Origin of the sequence: Hypericibacter terrae, assembly GCF_008728855.1 — a bacterium.
Lineage (GTDB): Bacteria > Pseudomonadota > Alphaproteobacteria > Dongiales > Dongiaceae > Hypericibacter > Hypericibacter terrae.
Window position 1 is genome coordinate 182,363 of sequence record NZ_CP042906.1, and the last position, 15,614, is coordinate 197,976.

Here is a 15,614-nt window from a genome sequence, read left to right on the forward strand (position 1 = left end):
GCGTCGATTGAACGACCGAGCAGCCCCCTCCCCAACCCTCCCCCGCAAGCGGGGGAGGGGACAATATTGATACCGGAAAGGTCCATGGACGATGCCGCGGCGTTCAAATCGCGCCGTAGGGGACCGGGCTCGTGTTCTGGAGGCGGCGCTGGCCCAGGAGGCGCAGGATGCGGATGAGCGTGTCGCGCAGCTCGATGCGCGGTGACACCAGATCGACCATCCCGTGATCGAGCAGATATTCGGCGCGCTGGAATCCCTCGGGCAGCTTCTCGCGGATCGTTTCCTCGATCACGCGGGCACCGGCGAAGCCGATGACGGCGCCCGGCTCGGCGATCTGGATGTCGCCCAGCATGGCGAAGGAGGCGCTGACGCCGCCCGTGGTGGGATCGGTCAGCAGCACGATGTAGGGCAGGCCCGCCTCCTTGACCTCGTCGACGGCGATGATGCTGCGCGGCATCTGCATCAGCGAGATGATGCCTTCCTGCATGCGCGCGCCGCCCGAGGCCGGGATCACGATCAGGGGCGCGCGCTTCTCGACCGCGAGCCGCGCGGCCGCGATCAGCCCGTCGCCCACGGCCTTGCCCATCGAGCCCGCCATGAACTCGAAATTGAAGACGGCGATCACGGTCGCCAGGCCGCCCATGCTGCCATGGGCCACCACGATCGCATCCTGCTCGGCGGTCTTGGTCTGGGTGTCCTTCAGGCGATCGGCATAGCGCTTGCGGTCGCGGAATTTGAGCGGGTCGGTCTCCCCCTTGGGCAGGTCGATGCGGTCGAACTTGCCTTCGTCGAACAGGAGCTCGAGCCGGCGGCGCCAGGAGAGGCGCAGATGATGGCCGCAATGGGTGCAGACGCGCAAATTCGCTTCGAGATCGCGATGGAAGATCATCTGCGAGCAGGCCGGGCATTTTTCCCAGAGATTGTCCGGCACGTCGGTCTTGCGGACCAGCGCCTGGATCTTGGGACGCACGAAATTGGTGAGCCAGCTCATGGATGACCTCGCAAAAGGGTCGCCCCCATTCTCAACGCTTGCGGGCCGCGCCGCGCACGCCTTGCGCGAGCTCCGCCACGAAGCCCAGCAGGTCCTTGACCAGACCGGGCTTGGCCTTGCCCTGGCCGTCGAGGCCCGCGACGATCTTCTCGACGATGGCGGAGCCGACCACGGCCGCGTCCGCGATGCCGGCGACGGTCGCCGCCTGCTCCGGCGTGCGGATGCCGAAGCCGACGCCGACCGGCAGATCGGTATGGCGTTTCAGGCGCCCGACCGCGGCTGCGATATCGGAATCGGCCGCCGAGCGCGTGCCGGTGATGCCCATGATCGAGACGTAATAGACGAAGCCGCTGGTGTTCGCGAGCACGGCCGGCAAACGCTCATCGTCCGTCGTCGGCGTGGCGAGGCGGATGAAATTGACCCCCGCGGCGAGTGCCGGGATGCAGAGCTCCTGATCTTCTTCTGGCGGCAGATCGACGACGATGAGCCCGTCGACGCCGGCCTTCTTCGCATCGGCGAGGAAGCGATCGACGCCGTAGCGATAGATCGGGTTGTAATAGCCCATCAGCACGATGGGCGTGTCCTTGTCGCCCGCGCGGAAGGCGGTCACCAGGGCCAGGGTTTTCTTCAAGGTCATCCCGGCCTTGAGCGCGCGCAAGGAGGAGGCCTGGATCGCGGGGCCGTCGGCCATCGGATCGCTGAAGGGCATGCCGATCTCGATCAGATCGGCGCCGGCCTCGGGCAGGCCTTTGACGATGGCGAGCGCGGTCTCATAGTCGGGATCGCCGGCCGTCACGAAGGTGACGAGGCCGCCGCGGCCCTGGGCCTTGAGCGCCTCGAAACGACGGCGGATGCGGCCGGAATCGGCGCCGCGAAGGGCGGCGGCCGCGGGCTTGGCGCCGGCGGTCACGGCGGCGCTCACAGCGTCACCCCCAGCGCGTCGGCGACGGTGAAGATATCCTTGTCGCCGCGCCCGCACATATTCATGACCAGCAGATGGTCCTTCGGCAGGGTCGGCGCGATGCGCGTGACATGGGCCAGCGCATGGGCCGGTTCCAGCGCCGGGATGATGCCTTCGGTCCGGGCGCAGAGCTGGAAGGCGTCGAGCGCCTCCCGGTCGGTGGCCGACACATAGTTCACCCGGCCGGTATCGTGCAGCCAGGCATGTTCCGGGCCGATGCCCGGATAATCGAGGCCGGCCGAGATCGAGTGGGCGTCGATGATCTGCCCGTCCTCGGTCTGCAGCAGATAGGTACGGTTGCCATGGAGCACGCCAGGCTCGCCGCCATTGAGCGAGGCCGCATGCTTGCCGGTCTCGATACCGAGGCCGGCGGCCTCGACGCCGTCCATCTTCACGGTCGGATCGTCGAGGAAGGGATGGAACAGCCCCATCGCGTTGGAGCCGCCGCCGATGCAGGCGACCAGTGTATCGGGAAGACGGCCTTCCGCCTTCTGCATCTGCTCGCGCACCTCGCGGCCGATGATCGACTGGAAGTCGCGCACCATCGCCGGATAGGGATGCGGGCCCGCCACCGTGCCGATGATGTAGAAGGTGTTCTCGACATTGGCGACCCAGTCGCGCAGGGCGTCGTTCATCGCGTCCTTCAAGGTCGCGGTGCCGCTCTTGACCGGCTTCACTTCCGCGCCCAGGAGGCGCATGCGGAACACGTTGGGCTTCTGCCGCGCGATGTCGGTCTCGCCCATATAGACGGTGCAGGGGAGATTGAAGAGGGCCGCCACCGTCGCCGTCGCCACGCCATGCTGGCCCGCACCGGTCTCGGCGATGATGCGGGTCTTGCCCATGCGCTTGGCCAGCAGGATCTGGCCCATGCAGTTGTTGATCTTGTGCGCGCCGGTGTGGTTGAGCTCGTCGCGCTTGAAATAGATCTTGGCGCCGCCGAAATGGCGCGTCAGCCGCTCGGCGAAATAGAGCGGGCTCGGCCGGCCGACATAATGCTCGAGGTAATAGGCGAGCTCGGCCGCGAAGCTCGGATCGCGCTTGGCCGCCTCATAGGCCTTCTCCAGCGCCAGGATGAGCGGCATCAGGGTCTCGGCGACGAAACGGCCGCCATAGATGCCGAAATGGCCATGCTCGTCGGGGCCGGCGCGATAGGTGTTGAGACTGGTCAAAGCGGTCCTTGCGGGTTCGGGCGGAACGGCTTGTTCCTAAATCAGGAACAAGCGCGGCAATGAACCACAAGCGGGCCCCGGGGTCAAAACAATGGCACGGTGTGGGTTGTGTGGGAAAAAGATATGGGAGATCAGCAGGATGGGAGACCGAGCGGCCCCCTCCCTGACCCTCCCCCGCGAAGCGGGGGAGGGGACAATAAGTATGCTGCCCGGCGCTCCTAATTCTTGTTCCCTCCCCTGAAGGGGGAGGGTCAGGGAGGGGGATGACGCGGTCTCGACGCCTCAGAGCGTCTTGGCCAGATCGAGCAGCGCCCTGATCTTGGCCGGGTTCTTGAGGCCGGGGCGGTCCTCGACGCCGGAGGCGAGGTCGACGCGCCGGGCGCCGGAGATCGCGACCGCCTCGGCGAGGTTGTCGGGCGTGAGGCCGCCGGAGAGCATCCAGGGCTTGGACCAGTCACGGCCCTGCAGCAGCCGCCAGTCGAACGAGATGGCATTGCCGCCCGGCAAGGCATCCTTCATCGAAGGCGGCGGCTTGGCGTCGAACAGCAGCCGGTCGGCGACCGCCAGATAGGCATCGGCGACCGCAAGGTCCTCGGCGCGCGCCACCGGGATCGCCTTCATCACCGGCTTGCGGAACCGCGCGCGGATCGCGGCGACGCGCGTCGGGTCCTCGGAGCCATGGAGCTGCAGCATGTCGAGCGGCACCGCGGCCAGGAGGGTCGCGATCGCCTCGTTGTCGAGGTCGACGATGAGACCGACGCGCTTCACCGTCGCCGGCACGGTGCGGGCGAGAGCCGCCGCCGCGTCATGCGTCAGGAAGCGCGGGCTCCTGCGATAGAAGTTGAATCCGATCAGCCCGGCGCCGCCCTCGACCGCCGCCGCCAGCGACTCCGCACTGTTGATGCCGCAAATCTTGACCTCGATCGCCATGATGCTCCTCGGGCGCGAACGCGAAATTTGTTTTCAGACGGTCAACGATCCGCGCGGTCGGCCATTGAGGATGGCCTGGAAGGCGAATGCGAAAATGCCGGTCGAGACCGCTATGAACAGGTAATTCAAAACCAGAAAGATGAACTGGCTGGCATAGGGGGCGGCTGCGAACAGCCCGAGATGATCGATCACGATCCCGAACAAGACCAGCAGCAGCAGATAAGGCAGCGTCACCAGAATCTGGGTGGCGAGGAGCCGCGCCGCAAGCCGCCCGCGCAGGCCCAAGGCCTCGCGCAACCCGAACGGATGATCGAGGGCCGCGGCTGGCAGCAGCAGCGTGAGGCGCACCATCACGAACAGATAGATCACCACCAGGATCAGGGCGGCGATGCCGGTGATGGCAGACTGCCCGAAGATCGCCAGCACGAAGAAGATGGCCAGCATGCTGGCGAACGCCGGAACGAGCGCGATCGCCGCGGCCCGCAGCAGATAGCGGGTCTCGCGAAGGCCCCATTGAAATCCAAATCCGGCGACGGCCCCGGGCCCCAGCAGCAGGGTTCGGGTCCAGTTGATGCCGAAGAGCGTGCTGAAGACGAGATAGGCCAGATAGGTCAGGAACGCCGCCAGCAGGGTCCGGGCGGTGGGCGGCGTCGCCCCGGTCGGATCGATGTCGATCGTCAATCCGCACCAGAAGAGCAGCAGCTCGGCGATGAACATGCCGATCGCCGGCAGGATCGCGAGGCGCAGGAACAGATTGGTGTCGCGCAGCCCGAGGACGCTGTCGCGAATCAACAGCGCCGGATTCAGATCGGGTCCATCGCGGCGGTTTGGACTGTTGCCCAGGGGGCCCTGGGTCACGCCCCGGCTCCCTTGTCGAAGCCCTTGGCGATCTCCTGCGCGATCGAGCGCGCGGCCGCGCGCGGATCGGGCGCGCCGGTGATGGGCCGCCCGACCACGAGATAATCGGCGCCCTGCCGGATCGCATCCGCCGGTCCCATGATCCGCTTCTGATCCTGCGCCGCCGACCAGGTCGGACGGATGCCCGGCACCACGAGCTTGAAGTCGGGGCCGCATTCGGCGCGCAAGCTTGCGACCTCGCGCGCCGAGCAGACCACGCCGTCGAGGCCGGATTTCTGCGCCAGCACCGCCAGGCGTTTGACCTGGTCCGCGGTCGAGCCATGCTGGCCCACCGCCGAGAGATCGTCGTCGCTCAGGCTCGTGAGCACGGTCACGGCCAGCAGGATCGGCTTGGGCTTGCGCGCTTTGGCCGCCCCTTCGGCCGCGGCCGCCGCGGCGGCCTCCATCATGGCGCGTCCGCCCGAGGCATGGACATTGAGCATGAAGGGACCCAGCGCCGATGCCGCGCGCACCGCGCCCGCGACCGTGTTCGGAATGTCATGGAATTTCAGGTCGAGGAACAGCTTCGCCCCCGCCGCCAGAATCTTGGCGACGCCTTGGGGCCCATGGGCCGAGAAGAATTCGAGCCCGAGCTTGAGGCCGCCGCAGGATCCCGCCAGCGAACGGGCCAGCCTGACGGCGCCGTCGAGCTCCGCGGTATCGATCGCGACCAGAAGACGATCCTGCGACATCATCAATCCTCGTTCTTCAATCAGGGTCCCGCTTTTACCCCGCGCGGGGTGGCGCTGTCATGACTGCGCGGCAGGGAAAGGTCGGCGCGGAGCGGATGGCAGCCCGGCATCCCGGGCGTAGCGCCCCGTCAGGGCGACGGGAGAGGCGGTCGCGGGCTCTGCGTGACCAGCGCCGTGCCCGGCGTGCCGGCCGGGGGCGGGGAGCCATGGCGCTTCTTCAAATCCACGATCTCGGCCGCCTGGCGGCGAGTCTCCTGCCGCAGCCGCCGGGCCTGGCGGCGGATGCGCCCCCCGGCGAGCCAAGCGATCAGGCCGCCCAGAATGAAGCCCAGCAGCAGGCTCGCCAGCACCACCAGATAGATCGGAAGATCGATGGTGGAATCGAACGGCCAGAAGGTCAGCCCGACCGGACCCCGGTTCGACAGGGCGAAGACCAGGATCACCAGCGTGACCGGCAGGGTGATGATAAAAGAAAGTCGTTTCACGGTGTTATCGCCAATCCGTGGCGCCGCCATCGCGGCTTTCGGGAGATCGTCCCGGAAATCCCGCTCAGGATCAGGCCCGCATCATGCGCCGGCGACATCCGAGGTCCGGTGCTCCGGCTCAGATCACTCGCCCTTGCCGTTGAGCCGTTCGCGCAACTGCTTGCCGGTCTTGAAGAAAGGAATGACCTTGCGCGCCACCGACACGGTATCGCCCGTGCGCGGATTGCGGCCGACCCGGGCTTCGCGCTGCTTGACCGAGAAGGCCCCGAAGCCGCGCAATTCCACACGATCGCCGCGCGACAACGCGGTCGTAATCTCTTCGAAGATGGCACCCACGATGCGCTCGACATCGCGGTGATAAAGATGCGGGTTCATCTGCCCGATCTTCAGGATCAATTCCGATTTGGTCATGGCCTTATGCTTCCCCTGGCATTGGCCTCGCGTCCGACCCGCCCCTGCGAGATTTGGCCCACCGTCGGGGGACAAATCGAGCGTGCCAAAACTGGGCGACGCCCGTCAAGGCTAAGTCGCTTGGATTTCTTCTATTTTTCGTACTTTTGTCGATTTCGGGGAAATTGGCGCGGCCGGCCGGATCGTCGACCCGCCGCGGCCCTCGGGGTAAACCCGCAGGCCAGACGGGCCCTTGTCCCAGTACAATGCGGGGTCCGGGCCCCCCGCCGGGGCGTCGGACCCCCTCCGGGGCCCCCTCGGGCATGAAAAAGGCCCGGATTCCCGCCAGATGGCGCGAATCCGGGCCCTTAAATGGCAACCCGGCCCGGCTTCAGCCCCTTTGATCGGGGTCTGAAGCCGCAAATCCTGGGTTATTCGTCCTTTTTGGTCTTCCGGGTCCGCTCGGCATTGGCCTTCGAGATCGCGGCACCCAGGATGTCGCCCAGCGACGCGCCGGAATCCGAGGAACCGAACTCGGCGAGCGCCTGCTTGTCCTCTTCCACTTCCCGCGCCTTGATCGAGAGCGAGATCTTGCGGCTCTTGAGGTCGACCGAGGTGACCTTGGCGTCGACCTTCTCGCCGACGGCGAAACGATCGGCGCGCTGCTCGCTGCGCTCGCGCGCCAGGTCCGACTTGCGGATGAAGGCCGTGAGGCCGTCGCCCACCGAGACCTCGAGGCCGTTTTCCTGGACCGCGGTGACGGTGCAGGTGACGACGTCGCCCTTGTTGATGCTGGAAGCGGCGGTCGCGAAGTTATCCGAGCCCAGCTGCTTGATGCCGAGCGAGATGCGCTCCTTCTCGACGTCCACGTCCAGCAGCTTCACCTTCACCATGTCGCCCTTCTTGAAGGCCTTGATGGCCTCTTCGCCGGGCTGGTTCCAGTCGAGGTCGGAGAGATGCACCATGCCGTCGATATCGCCCGGCAGGCCGACGAACAGACCGAACTCGGTGATGTTCTTCACCTCGCCTTCGAGCTCCGAGCCGACCGGATGCTTGTCGAGGAAGGTCGACCACGGATTCTCGAGGCACTGCTTCAGGCCGAGGCTGATGCGGCGCTTCTGCGGATCGACATCGAGCACCATCACTTCGACTTCCTGCGAGGTCGAGAGGATCTTGCCCGGATGCACGTTCTTCTTGGTCCAGCTCATCTCGGAGACATGGACCAGGCCTTCGATGCCGGGCTCGAGCTCGACGAACGCGCCATAGTCGGTGATGTTCGAGACGCGGCCCTTGAACTTGGTGCCGACCGGATACTTCGCCGACACGTTCTCCCAGGGATCCGCCTCGAGCTGCTTCATGCCGAGCGAGATGCGCTGCGTCTCGGGATTGAAGCGCACGACCTGGACCTGCACGGTCTGGCCGATATGGAGCGCCTCGGAGGGATGATTGATGCGCTTCCAGGCGATGTCGGTCACATGCAGCAGACCGTCGACGCCGCCGAGATCGACGAAGGCGCCGTAGTCGGTGATGTTCTTGACCACGCCCTGCAGCACCTGGCCTTCCTTGAGGCTGGCGACCAGCTCGGAGCGGGCCTCCGCGCGGCTCTCCTCGAGCACGGCGCGGCGCGAGACGACGATGTTGCCGCGCGAGCGATCCATCTTGAGGATCAGGAAGGGCTGCGGCGAGCCCATCAGCGGACCGGCATCGCGCACGGGACGGATATCGACCTGGCTGCCCGGGAGGAAGGCCACGGCGCCGGAGAGATCGACGGTGAAGCCGCCCTTGACGCGGCCGAAGATCACGCCGGTGACGCGCTGGTTTTCCTTGAAGGACTTCTCGAGGAGCTGCCACGCTTCTTCGCGGCGCGCCTTCTCACGGCTCAGCATCGCCTCGCCGTTCTTGTCTTCCATGCGCTCGAGATAGACTTCCACCTCGTCGCCGATCTTGATATCGAGGCGCGCGCCTGCGCTGGTGAATTCCTTGAGCGGCACGCGGCCTTCGGACTTCAGACCGACATCGATCAGCGCGACGTCGTTCTCGATGCCCACGACGCGGCCCTTGAGGACGCTGCCCTCGAGGCCGGCGCCGCGCCCGAGCGATTCGTCGAGCAGAGCGGCAAAATTTTCCTTTTGAACGGTTTCGCCAGCGGTGGCTGTACGAGCCATGGTGTTCGGTATCCTTTCGTCTTCGCTATCCCGGCCAGCCGGTTGTGTCCGGCGGTCTTGGCAACGAACTGGGTTATGCCGCGAAACGCCCTCGGCTCGGCCTCGAGGAGGGCATCGGACGGCGGGTTACGACGATTGAGTTCCGTCGAGGAACGGATCAGTCGAGACGAGACCCGATGAAGGTCAGCGCAGCGGCGAAGGCGCCGTCTGCGTCAAGCTTGGTCGTGTCGATCTCGAAAGCGTCCGGCGCCTTGGCCATCGGCGCCACCGAACGGTTGCGATCCTGCTGGTCGCGCCGTTCCATGTCCTCCAGAACGCGCGCATATATAATGGCTTCGCCCCGATCCAGCAACTCTTTATGGCGCCGTTTGGCGCGGGTTTCGAGGCTCGCGTTCACGAAAAGTTTCACGTCCGCGCCGGGGCAGATCACGGTGCCGATATCCCGCCCGTCGATGACGGCGCCCGGGGTCGGGCGGCCCTTCTCGTCGGCGGGGGCGACCGCGAAGCGGTGCTGCAGGTCCAGGAGGGCCTGCCGGACCCCCGGGATTCTGGCGACCGCCGAGGCCGCCTGCCCGGTCGCCTCGCTGCGCAGGGCGGGGTCGCCAAGCTCGGCCGGGGTGACGGTACCGGCGGCGGCAATGGCCGCGGCCTCGTCGGCGGGATCCTGGCCCGCGCGCAGCAGCCGCAGCCCCACCGCCCGGTAGAGCAGCCCGGTATCCAGGTAAGCAAAGCCGAAATGCCGCGCCAGCCGGCGCGCGAGAGTGCCCTTGCCCGACGCGGCGGGGCCGTCGACGGCGATGATTCTGGGGGTGGGGGCGGTCATCGGTAGGAACGGAGAGTTTTGTTCCCTCCCCCCTCGAGGGGGAGGGCCAGGGAGGGGGAAGACGCGGTATCGATCGCAAGACCGAGCAGCCCCCTCCCTAACCCTCCCCCGCGAAGCGGGGGAGGGGATGAATGGTGCGCGCCCCTCATTCGCCGCGGATCTTCGCGCCGAGCGCGTTCATGAGCACCGCGAACCCCGGGAAGCTGGTGTCGATCGGCGAACCGTCGTCGATCGCGATCGGCTCGCGGGTCGCGGTGCCGAGCACCAGGAAGCTCATGGCGATGCGGTGATCGAGCTCGGCCTCGATCTCGGCACCGCCGCGCGGCGCGGTGCGGCTGCCCTGCACCACCAGGAAATCGTCGCCGGCCTCGAGCTCGACGCCGCAGGCCTTCAGGCCGCGCACGATCGCGGCGAGACGGTCGCTCTCCTTCACGCGCAACTCGGCGAGGCCTTCCATGCGCGTGGGGCCGTCGGCGAAGGCGGCAGCCATGCTGAGGATCGGATATTCGTCGATCATGCTGGGCGCGCGCGAGGTTGGGACGGTCACGCCCTTGAGGCGTCCGGCGCGCACGCGGATATCGGCGATCGGCTCGCCCGCCTGCTCGCGCCGGTTCTCGAACGCGATATCGGCTCCCATCTCCACCAGGGTCTCGATCAGCCCGATGCGGTGGGGATTGATGCCGACATTCTCGAGCCGGATGTCGGAGCCCGGACGGATCAGCGCCGCCACCATCGGAAACGCGGCCGACGAAGGATCGGCCGGCACCCGGATGTCGCGGCCTTCGATCTCGGGCTGGCCGATCACGGTGGCGGCGCGGCCCTGCGGCGTCTGCACCACGCGCACATCGACGCCGAAATAGCGCAGCATCAACTCGGTGTGATCGCGCGTCGGCTCGGGCTCGATCACGGTGGTGGCGCCGGGCGCATTCAATCCCGCCAGCAGCACCGCCGATTTGATCTGCGCGGAAGCCACGGGCAGCGTGTAGGTGATCGGCATCGGTTCGCGCGCGCCGATCAGCGCCAGCGGCAGGCGTCCGCCCTGGCGCGCATGAATCTGCGCGCCCATCTGGCGCAGCGGCAGCGCCACGCGCTCCATCGGCCGCTTGCGCAAGGAGGCATCGCCGGTGAAGAAAGCCGTCAGCGGATGCGTCGCGACCAGCCCCATGAGCAATCGCGCGCCGGTGCCGGCATTGCCCATATCGAGAATATCGGCGGGTTCGGCGAGGCCGCCGATCCCGCGTCCCGACACGCGCCAGCGGCCGGGGCCGTCCTGATGCACGCTGGCGCCGAGTGCCCGCATCGCGGCGGCGCTGCGCAGCACATCCTCGCCTTCGAGCAATCCCTCGATCCGGGTCTCGCCCAGCGCCAGCGCGCCGATCATCAGCGAGCGATGCGAGATCGACTTGTCGCCGGGCACGCGCGCCGAACCTTTGAGGCCCGCGCAAGGTGCGGAAATGAGCCGCGTCACGGTGCCCGATACTCCTCTCGTTTCCTGGTCCCGCCGGAGCCGGTCTCCGGGCCGTCAGCCCGGGGCGCCAACCCCTCGACCGGGCGGGTTCTCTAGCACATCGTCCCGCGGCCTGGCGACCCGGCCGCCCGATCGCCGCTCAAGTCGTTGGAAGTGCAGGCTCGTTGGGCCCAAACGGACGGTCTTTGGAATTGACGTTTGACAGGGCCTTGCGGGCATGGCAATGGCAGCCCCGTTTCCGGCGCGGGACAGTCTTCCCCAAAAAGAGGACCTGAGATCCGCGCCCTGCCTGAGCGAAGGAGCATCTCGCGTGGTCAAGGCGGCCTGGGGCACCAAGCGCACCTGTCAAAGCTGTGGCGCCCATTTCTACGATCTGCACAAGAATCCGATCGCCTGCCCGAAATGCGGCGCGATCTACGATCCCGAAGCGATCGCCAAGTCCCGGCGCGGTCGCAGCAGCGCCGACAAGGCGGCGGCTCAGCGCATGGCGCCGCGTCCGGCTCCGGTCCCCGTCGAGGAGACGGCCGATCCCGAGCTCGAGGAAATCGCCGCCGAGGGCGACGAGGAGGAGGAAGGTGTCATCGAGGACACCTCCGAGCTCGGCGAGGACGATGACGTGACCGACGTCATTGAGAAGACCGACGAGGACAAGGAGCCGTAAAGGAATCGGCGCTAGAAGTCGGGGGCGCCGGCGATCCTGCCTCTCGCGGGGGGTCGCCCGCCCCGGCGGCAAGGCACGGGCCGGATTTTTCGCTTGAATCGGGTGGGTCGCCTACCTAGGTTTGCCGCCGTCGATGGTCGGCCTTCGCCGCCATCGGTTTTTCGGGTTGGCGCCGTTCCAGCGGCGCCCTGGGGACGCCAGATCGTTCCGCCCGATCCCAAAGTTTCGGGGCCATAGCTCAGCTGGGAGAGCGCTACAATGGCATTGTAGAGGTCAGCGGTTCGATCCCGCTTGGCTCCACCATTCTCGAAGGCCCGGCGGCATCCCCGCCGGGCCTTCTGCTTTTGGGGGCGGGGCGGCCTGAAATCCGAGGGATCGGACCAACGCCGCCGCGACAGTTTGGTTCCGTTGGAAGTTTCCTGCCAACGCTTTGATCCGGTGGGTTTTCATGGGCCTTGAAGCGGAGGCCGGGGGTACATAAATAGGTCAATGTCGGCGCTGCATTCGGCAGGCCGATGGCGGCACAGGGCGCTTCGTGGGAAGGCCCTCCCAGGGTCGCGTGGTCGCCACCATCAGCTCGCTCGTAGGAGGAGCTACCGGTCCGATGACACGCCTATCGCTTTTCAACAGCCCGTTGCTGCTCGGCTTCGATCATTTCGAGCGTACGCTCGATCGCATCTCGAAGCAGTCGGCCGAGGGCTACCCCCCTTACAACATCGAGCAGGTCGGCGAAGACCGTTTGCGGATCACGCTCGCGGTGGCCGGCTTCGCGCTCGAGGAGCTGGAAGTCCAGCTCGAGGCCAGCCAGCTCACGGTCCGTGGCCGTCAGCAGGATGAGCCCGGCCGCGTCTTCCTGCATCGCGGTATCGCCGCGCGCCAGTTCCAGCGCAGCTTCGTCCTCGCCGAGGGCGTCGACGTCACCGGCGCCAGCCTGGACAACGGCCTGCTCAATATCGAACTGCGCCGCCCGACGATCGAGAGCGAAGTGCGCCAGATCGCCATTCAGGGCAGCCGCACCACCGAACATCGCAAGGTTGCCACCACGACATTGGAGCCGTCCGGCAACCGGACCCAGCGCAAGGAGCGCGAGTAACATGAACACGAACAAGAACACCAACAAGACGACCGAGACCCGCGTGCCGCCGATGAGCGATGCGGATCTGGCGGTGCTGGGTCTGGCCGACGTGGCCTATGTCCGCCCCGTGATGGTCGAGGGCAAGCCGGGCTTCGCGGTCCATGCCGCGAACGGCAACCGCCTCGGCGTCGCGCCGAGCCGAGAGATCGCCCAGGCCTTCATCCACGAGCAGGAGCTCGAGGCCGTCAGCCTGCATTGAACGGAGACTGATGCTTCTGGGCTGTCATCGCCGGGCTTGACCCACGGCTGTCCGGTTGAGTTTTTGTGGACGCGGTGCATGGCGTTGATTCTACTCGGTCCTGAACGTCGGCAAACGTTTCGGGACACGGGCAGAGGGTCAGCGCCATGCGGCACCAGAATAGCGTATTTCATTCGGTTCTTAAGCAGGTTGCGTGGCTCGACTTCGATCGGCTGGTCGAGGCCCACAATAGCGATGCTCGGGTGCGGCGGTTGACGACCAAGGGCCAGTTCGTGGCGCTGCTCTACGGCCAGCTTTCGGGCGCGACGAGCCTGCGGGAGATCGTGAGCGGGCTGACGAGCCACGCGGCGCGGCTCTATCACCTGGGAACGGGCGAGGTTCGCCGTTCGACGCTGGCCGATGCCAATGCCATAAGGCCGAGCGGGCTGTTCGCCGAGTTGCTCGCCGTGATGATCAAGCAGGCCCATCGCGGGCTGCGCCGCAAGATCGCCGAAACCACCTATCTGATCGATTCCACTGGCTTGCGATTGAGCGGTCTGAGCGCCGATTGGGCCCGTTTCAGCGCCGGCGTCTGCGGCGCCAAGCTGCATGTGATCTACGATCCCGACGCCGACCGCCCCATCTATGCCGCTGTCAGTGCGGCGAATGTCAACGACATTACCCCCGCCCACGACATGCCGGTCGAGCCCGGCGCCACCTATGTCTTCGACCTCGGCTATTACGACTATGCCTGGTGGGCCAAGCTGGACGCTGCCGGATGCCGCATCGTCACTCGCTTCAAATCCAACACACCCCTGACCCTCGTCGCCGAGAACGCCCTGCCCCGGGGCAGCGCCATTCTCTCCGACCGGATCGGATATCTCCCGGCCCGCCAAGCCGCCAGCCGCAAAAACCCCTTCCAAGACCCGGTCCGCGAGATCCGCGTGAAGACCGAAACCGGCAAGATCCTGCGCATCTTGTGCAACGATCTCGACGCCAGCGCCCAGGAGATCGCAGACCTCTACAAGCGCCGCTGGGCGATCGAGCTGTTCTTCCGGTGGGTCAAGCAGACCCTGAAAATCACCCGCTTTCTCGGCACTTCCGAGAACGCCGTTCGCATCCAGATCGCCGTCGCCCTGATCGCTTTCCTGTTGTTGCGATTGGCACAGAAAGCCATCAAGGACGGTCACAGCCCGTTGGCCTTCGCCCGCCTCGTGCGCGCCAACCTCATGCATCGCAGGCGCATCGACCGCCTGCTCGAACCCGAAACCGCCCCAATTCCGAACCCACATCAAATGGCGCTACAATGGAGCTGAAACCGGAACCGGACAGCCGTGGGCTTGACCCGGGGATCCAGTCCCGAAGCCCCTGGATGCCCGCGTCAAGCGCGGGCATGACATGTGTGGAGCTTACGCCGCGTGCGCGGTCGGCTCCGTGAGGAGTGCGTAGAGGGCGGCGGGCTGGTCGGCTCCGCGCAGCTTCTCGCAGGTGGGGCGGTCGCGCAGCAGGCGCGAGACGCGCGCCAGGGCCTTCAGGTGATCGGCGCCCGCCGATTCCGGCGCCAGCAGCAGGAAAATCAGATCGACCGGCTGCTCGTCGATGGAATCGAAATCGATCGGCTGGTCGAGGCGCGCGAACAGGCCATAGAGGCGCTTCAGATCGGCCAGCTTGCCATGCGGGATCGCGATGCCGTTGCCGACGCCGGTGGTCCCCAGGCGCTCGCGCTCCAGCAGCACGTCGAAGATCGCCCGCTCATGCAGGCCGGTCGCCTCGGCCGCGCGCCGCGCGAGCTCGTGCAGCGCCTGCTTCTTGCTGCTCGCGCGCAGGTTCGCGATCACATTCTCGGGCGAGAGCAAATCCGTAATCTCCATCGCATCCCCCGATCTGGGAAAAAGAGCCAACGGCCGTGAAGCCGCGTTAGTTCCGGGCGGGCTGGCCCGGATCGACCCAGCCGAAATTTCCGTCCGCGCGCCGATAGACCATGTTGAGCCCGCCATGGGCGCGGTTGCGGAACATCATCGCGCTCTGGCTGGCGAGATCGAGGCGCATGACCGCCTCGCTCACCGTCAGGGTCGGCACGTCGGTCGCCATCTCGGCGACGATCAGCGGCCCGCCATCGTCCGGGACGGCCTCGACGTCGCCGGCCTCGGCCTCGTCGGAGCCCGGCGCCACCACATACTGGCTGGCGCGCTCCGCCTCGACCGCGGTGCGGTGATGGTCGCGCAGCCGCGTCTTGTAGCGGCGCAGCCGGCCCGACAACCGCACGGCGGCCTCGTCGAAGGCGGGATAGGGCTGGTCGGCCTTGGCCTCGCTCACCAGCATGATGCCGCGGCCGATATGGATCGCGACCTGGACCGACAGCAGATGCGCCTCCCGGGAGAACACGACGCTGGCATCGATCGCCTGACCGAAATATTTCTCGAGGATCGATTCGAGGCTATCCGCCACATGCTGGCGCAACGCATCGCCAACGTCGATCTGCTTGCCGGTGACGGTCAGCTGCATGGGCTTTGGATTTGTCCGGAGGATTGTCGCGTGGCCCTGTCGGCCTTTCCGGCCCTGTCTTTCGTCGAACGAGGGGGCCGCGCGGAAGGCCGGGAAATTAGGGAGGCACCCCCAGCCTGTCAATAGCGGCCCGCCCTGCGGCGCGTTGGCTCAGGCCTTCGATA

At 66.7% G+C, this 15,614-nt stretch carries 17 protein-coding genes and 1 tRNA gene; 5 read left to right on the forward strand and 13 right to left on the reverse strand.

Annotation, left to right across the window (positions count from 1 at the left end; all coding sequences use genetic code 11):
- Positions 1-103: 103 nt before the first annotated feature.
- From accD to aroA, 11 genes are all read right to left on the reverse strand, one after another.
- Complete coding sequence (gene accD, locus FRZ44_RS00860; protein ID WP_151175396.1) at positions 104-991, reverse strand: acetyl-CoA carboxylase, carboxyltransferase subunit beta; 888 nt, start codon at positions 989-991, stop codon at positions 104-106.
- A 31-nt stretch (positions 992-1,022) separates the two neighbouring features.
- A complete protein-coding gene (gene trpA, locus FRZ44_RS00865) occupies positions 1,023-1,901 on the reverse strand; it encodes a tryptophan synthase subunit alpha (protein WP_225308739.1) in 879 nt (292 codons plus the stop codon).
- Positions 1,902-1,909: 8 nt separating this feature from the next.
- Positions 1,910-3,121, reverse strand: a complete 1,212-nt coding sequence (gene trpB, locus FRZ44_RS00870) for a tryptophan synthase subunit beta (RefSeq protein WP_151175397.1) — start codon at positions 3,119-3,121, stop codon at positions 1,910-1,912.
- 282 nt (positions 3,122-3,403) lie between these two features.
- Entirely contained in the window at positions 3,404-4,051 is a 648-nt protein-coding gene (locus tag FRZ44_RS00875) for a phosphoribosylanthranilate isomerase (RefSeq protein ID WP_151175398.1), read from the reverse strand.
- 33 nt (positions 4,052-4,084) lie between these two features.
- A complete protein-coding gene (locus FRZ44_RS00880) occupies positions 4,085-4,909 on the reverse strand; it encodes a hypothetical protein (protein ID WP_151175399.1) in 825 nt (274 codons plus the stop codon).
- Positions 4,906-5,643 carry an orotidine-5'-phosphate decarboxylase gene (pyrF, locus tag FRZ44_RS00885; RefSeq protein ID WP_151175400.1) on the reverse strand — a complete coding sequence of 246 codons (738 nt, stop codon included), beginning with the start codon at positions 5,641-5,643 and terminating at the stop codon, positions 4,906-4,908. Before pyrF ends, FRZ44_RS00880 begins: the two co-directional genes overlap by 4 nt.
- Before the next feature lie 125 nt (positions 5,644-5,768).
- Positions 5,769-6,125 (reverse strand): lipopolysaccharide assembly protein LapA domain-containing protein, encoded by a 357-nt coding sequence (locus FRZ44_RS00890; RefSeq protein ID WP_191908337.1) that lies wholly within the window; start codon positions 6,123-6,125, stop codon positions 5,769-5,771.
- A gap of 123 nt (positions 6,126-6,248) precedes the next feature.
- The gene (locus tag FRZ44_RS00895) at positions 6,249-6,536 is read right to left on the reverse strand and encodes an integration host factor subunit beta (RefSeq protein WP_151175402.1); all 288 of its coding nucleotides are present in this window, start codon (positions 6,534-6,536) and stop codon (positions 6,249-6,251) included.
- Positions 6,537-6,946: 410 nt separating this feature from the next.
- The gene (rpsA, locus tag FRZ44_RS00900) at positions 6,947-8,680 is read right to left on the reverse strand and encodes a 30S ribosomal protein S1 (protein WP_151175403.1); all 1,734 of its coding nucleotides are present in this window, start codon (positions 8,678-8,680) and stop codon (positions 6,947-6,949) included.
- A 157-nt stretch (positions 8,681-8,837) separates the two neighbouring features.
- Complete coding sequence (locus FRZ44_RS00905) at positions 8,838-9,503, reverse strand: (d)CMP kinase (protein WP_151175404.1); 666 nt, start codon at positions 9,501-9,503, stop codon at positions 8,838-8,840.
- Between the two features lie 145 nt (positions 9,504-9,648).
- Positions 9,649-10,971: a 3-phosphoshikimate 1-carboxyvinyltransferase gene (gene aroA / locus FRZ44_RS00910; RefSeq protein ID WP_151175405.1), complete on the reverse strand. Its 1,323-nt coding sequence runs from the start codon at positions 10,969-10,971 to the stop codon at positions 9,649-9,651.
- Between the two features lie 310 nt (positions 10,972-11,281).
- Here aroA and FRZ44_RS00915 point away from each other — a divergent pair, with 310 nt between their 5' ends.
- The 5 genes from FRZ44_RS00915 (at position 11,282) to FRZ44_RS00935 (ending at position 14,261) form a co-directional block, all read left to right on the forward strand.
- On the forward strand, positions 11,282-11,632 hold the full coding sequence (locus tag FRZ44_RS00915; protein WP_151175406.1) for a TIGR02300 family protein: 351 nt from the start codon (positions 11,282-11,284) through the stop codon (positions 11,630-11,632).
- A gap of 227 nt (positions 11,633-11,859) precedes the next feature.
- Positions 11,860-11,935: transfer RNA gene (locus tag FRZ44_RS00920), tRNA-Ala, on the forward strand.
- Positions 11,936-12,236: 301 nt separating this feature from the next.
- Positions 12,237-12,725 (forward strand): Hsp20 family protein, encoded by a 489-nt coding sequence (locus FRZ44_RS00925; RefSeq protein ID WP_151175407.1) that lies wholly within the window; start codon positions 12,237-12,239, stop codon positions 12,723-12,725.
- Position 12,726: 1 nt separating this feature from the next.
- Positions 12,727-12,966, forward strand: coding sequence for a DUF1150 family protein (locus FRZ44_RS00930; RefSeq protein WP_151175408.1), 240 nt, complete (start codon positions 12,727-12,729; stop codon positions 12,964-12,966).
- A 146-nt stretch (positions 12,967-13,112) separates the two neighbouring features.
- Positions 13,113-14,261, forward strand: coding sequence for an IS4 family transposase (locus FRZ44_RS00935; RefSeq protein WP_151175409.1), 1,149 nt, complete (start codon positions 13,113-13,115; stop codon positions 14,259-14,261).
- Positions 14,262-14,354: 93 nt separating this feature from the next.
- Here the strand turns inward: FRZ44_RS00935 and ptsN are convergent, their stop codons facing one another.
- Both ptsN and hpf read right to left on the reverse strand, forming a co-directional pair.
- The gene (gene ptsN / locus FRZ44_RS00940) at positions 14,355-14,816 is read right to left on the reverse strand and encodes a PTS IIA-like nitrogen regulatory protein PtsN (RefSeq protein WP_151175410.1); all 462 of its coding nucleotides are present in this window, start codon (positions 14,814-14,816) and stop codon (positions 14,355-14,357) included.
- A gap of 46 nt (positions 14,817-14,862) precedes the next feature.
- On the reverse strand, positions 14,863-15,450 hold the full coding sequence (hpf, locus tag FRZ44_RS00945; protein ID WP_151175411.1) for a ribosome hibernation-promoting factor, HPF/YfiA family: 588 nt from the start codon (positions 15,448-15,450) through the stop codon (positions 14,863-14,865).
- Between the last annotated feature and the right edge of the window lie 164 nt (positions 15,451-15,614).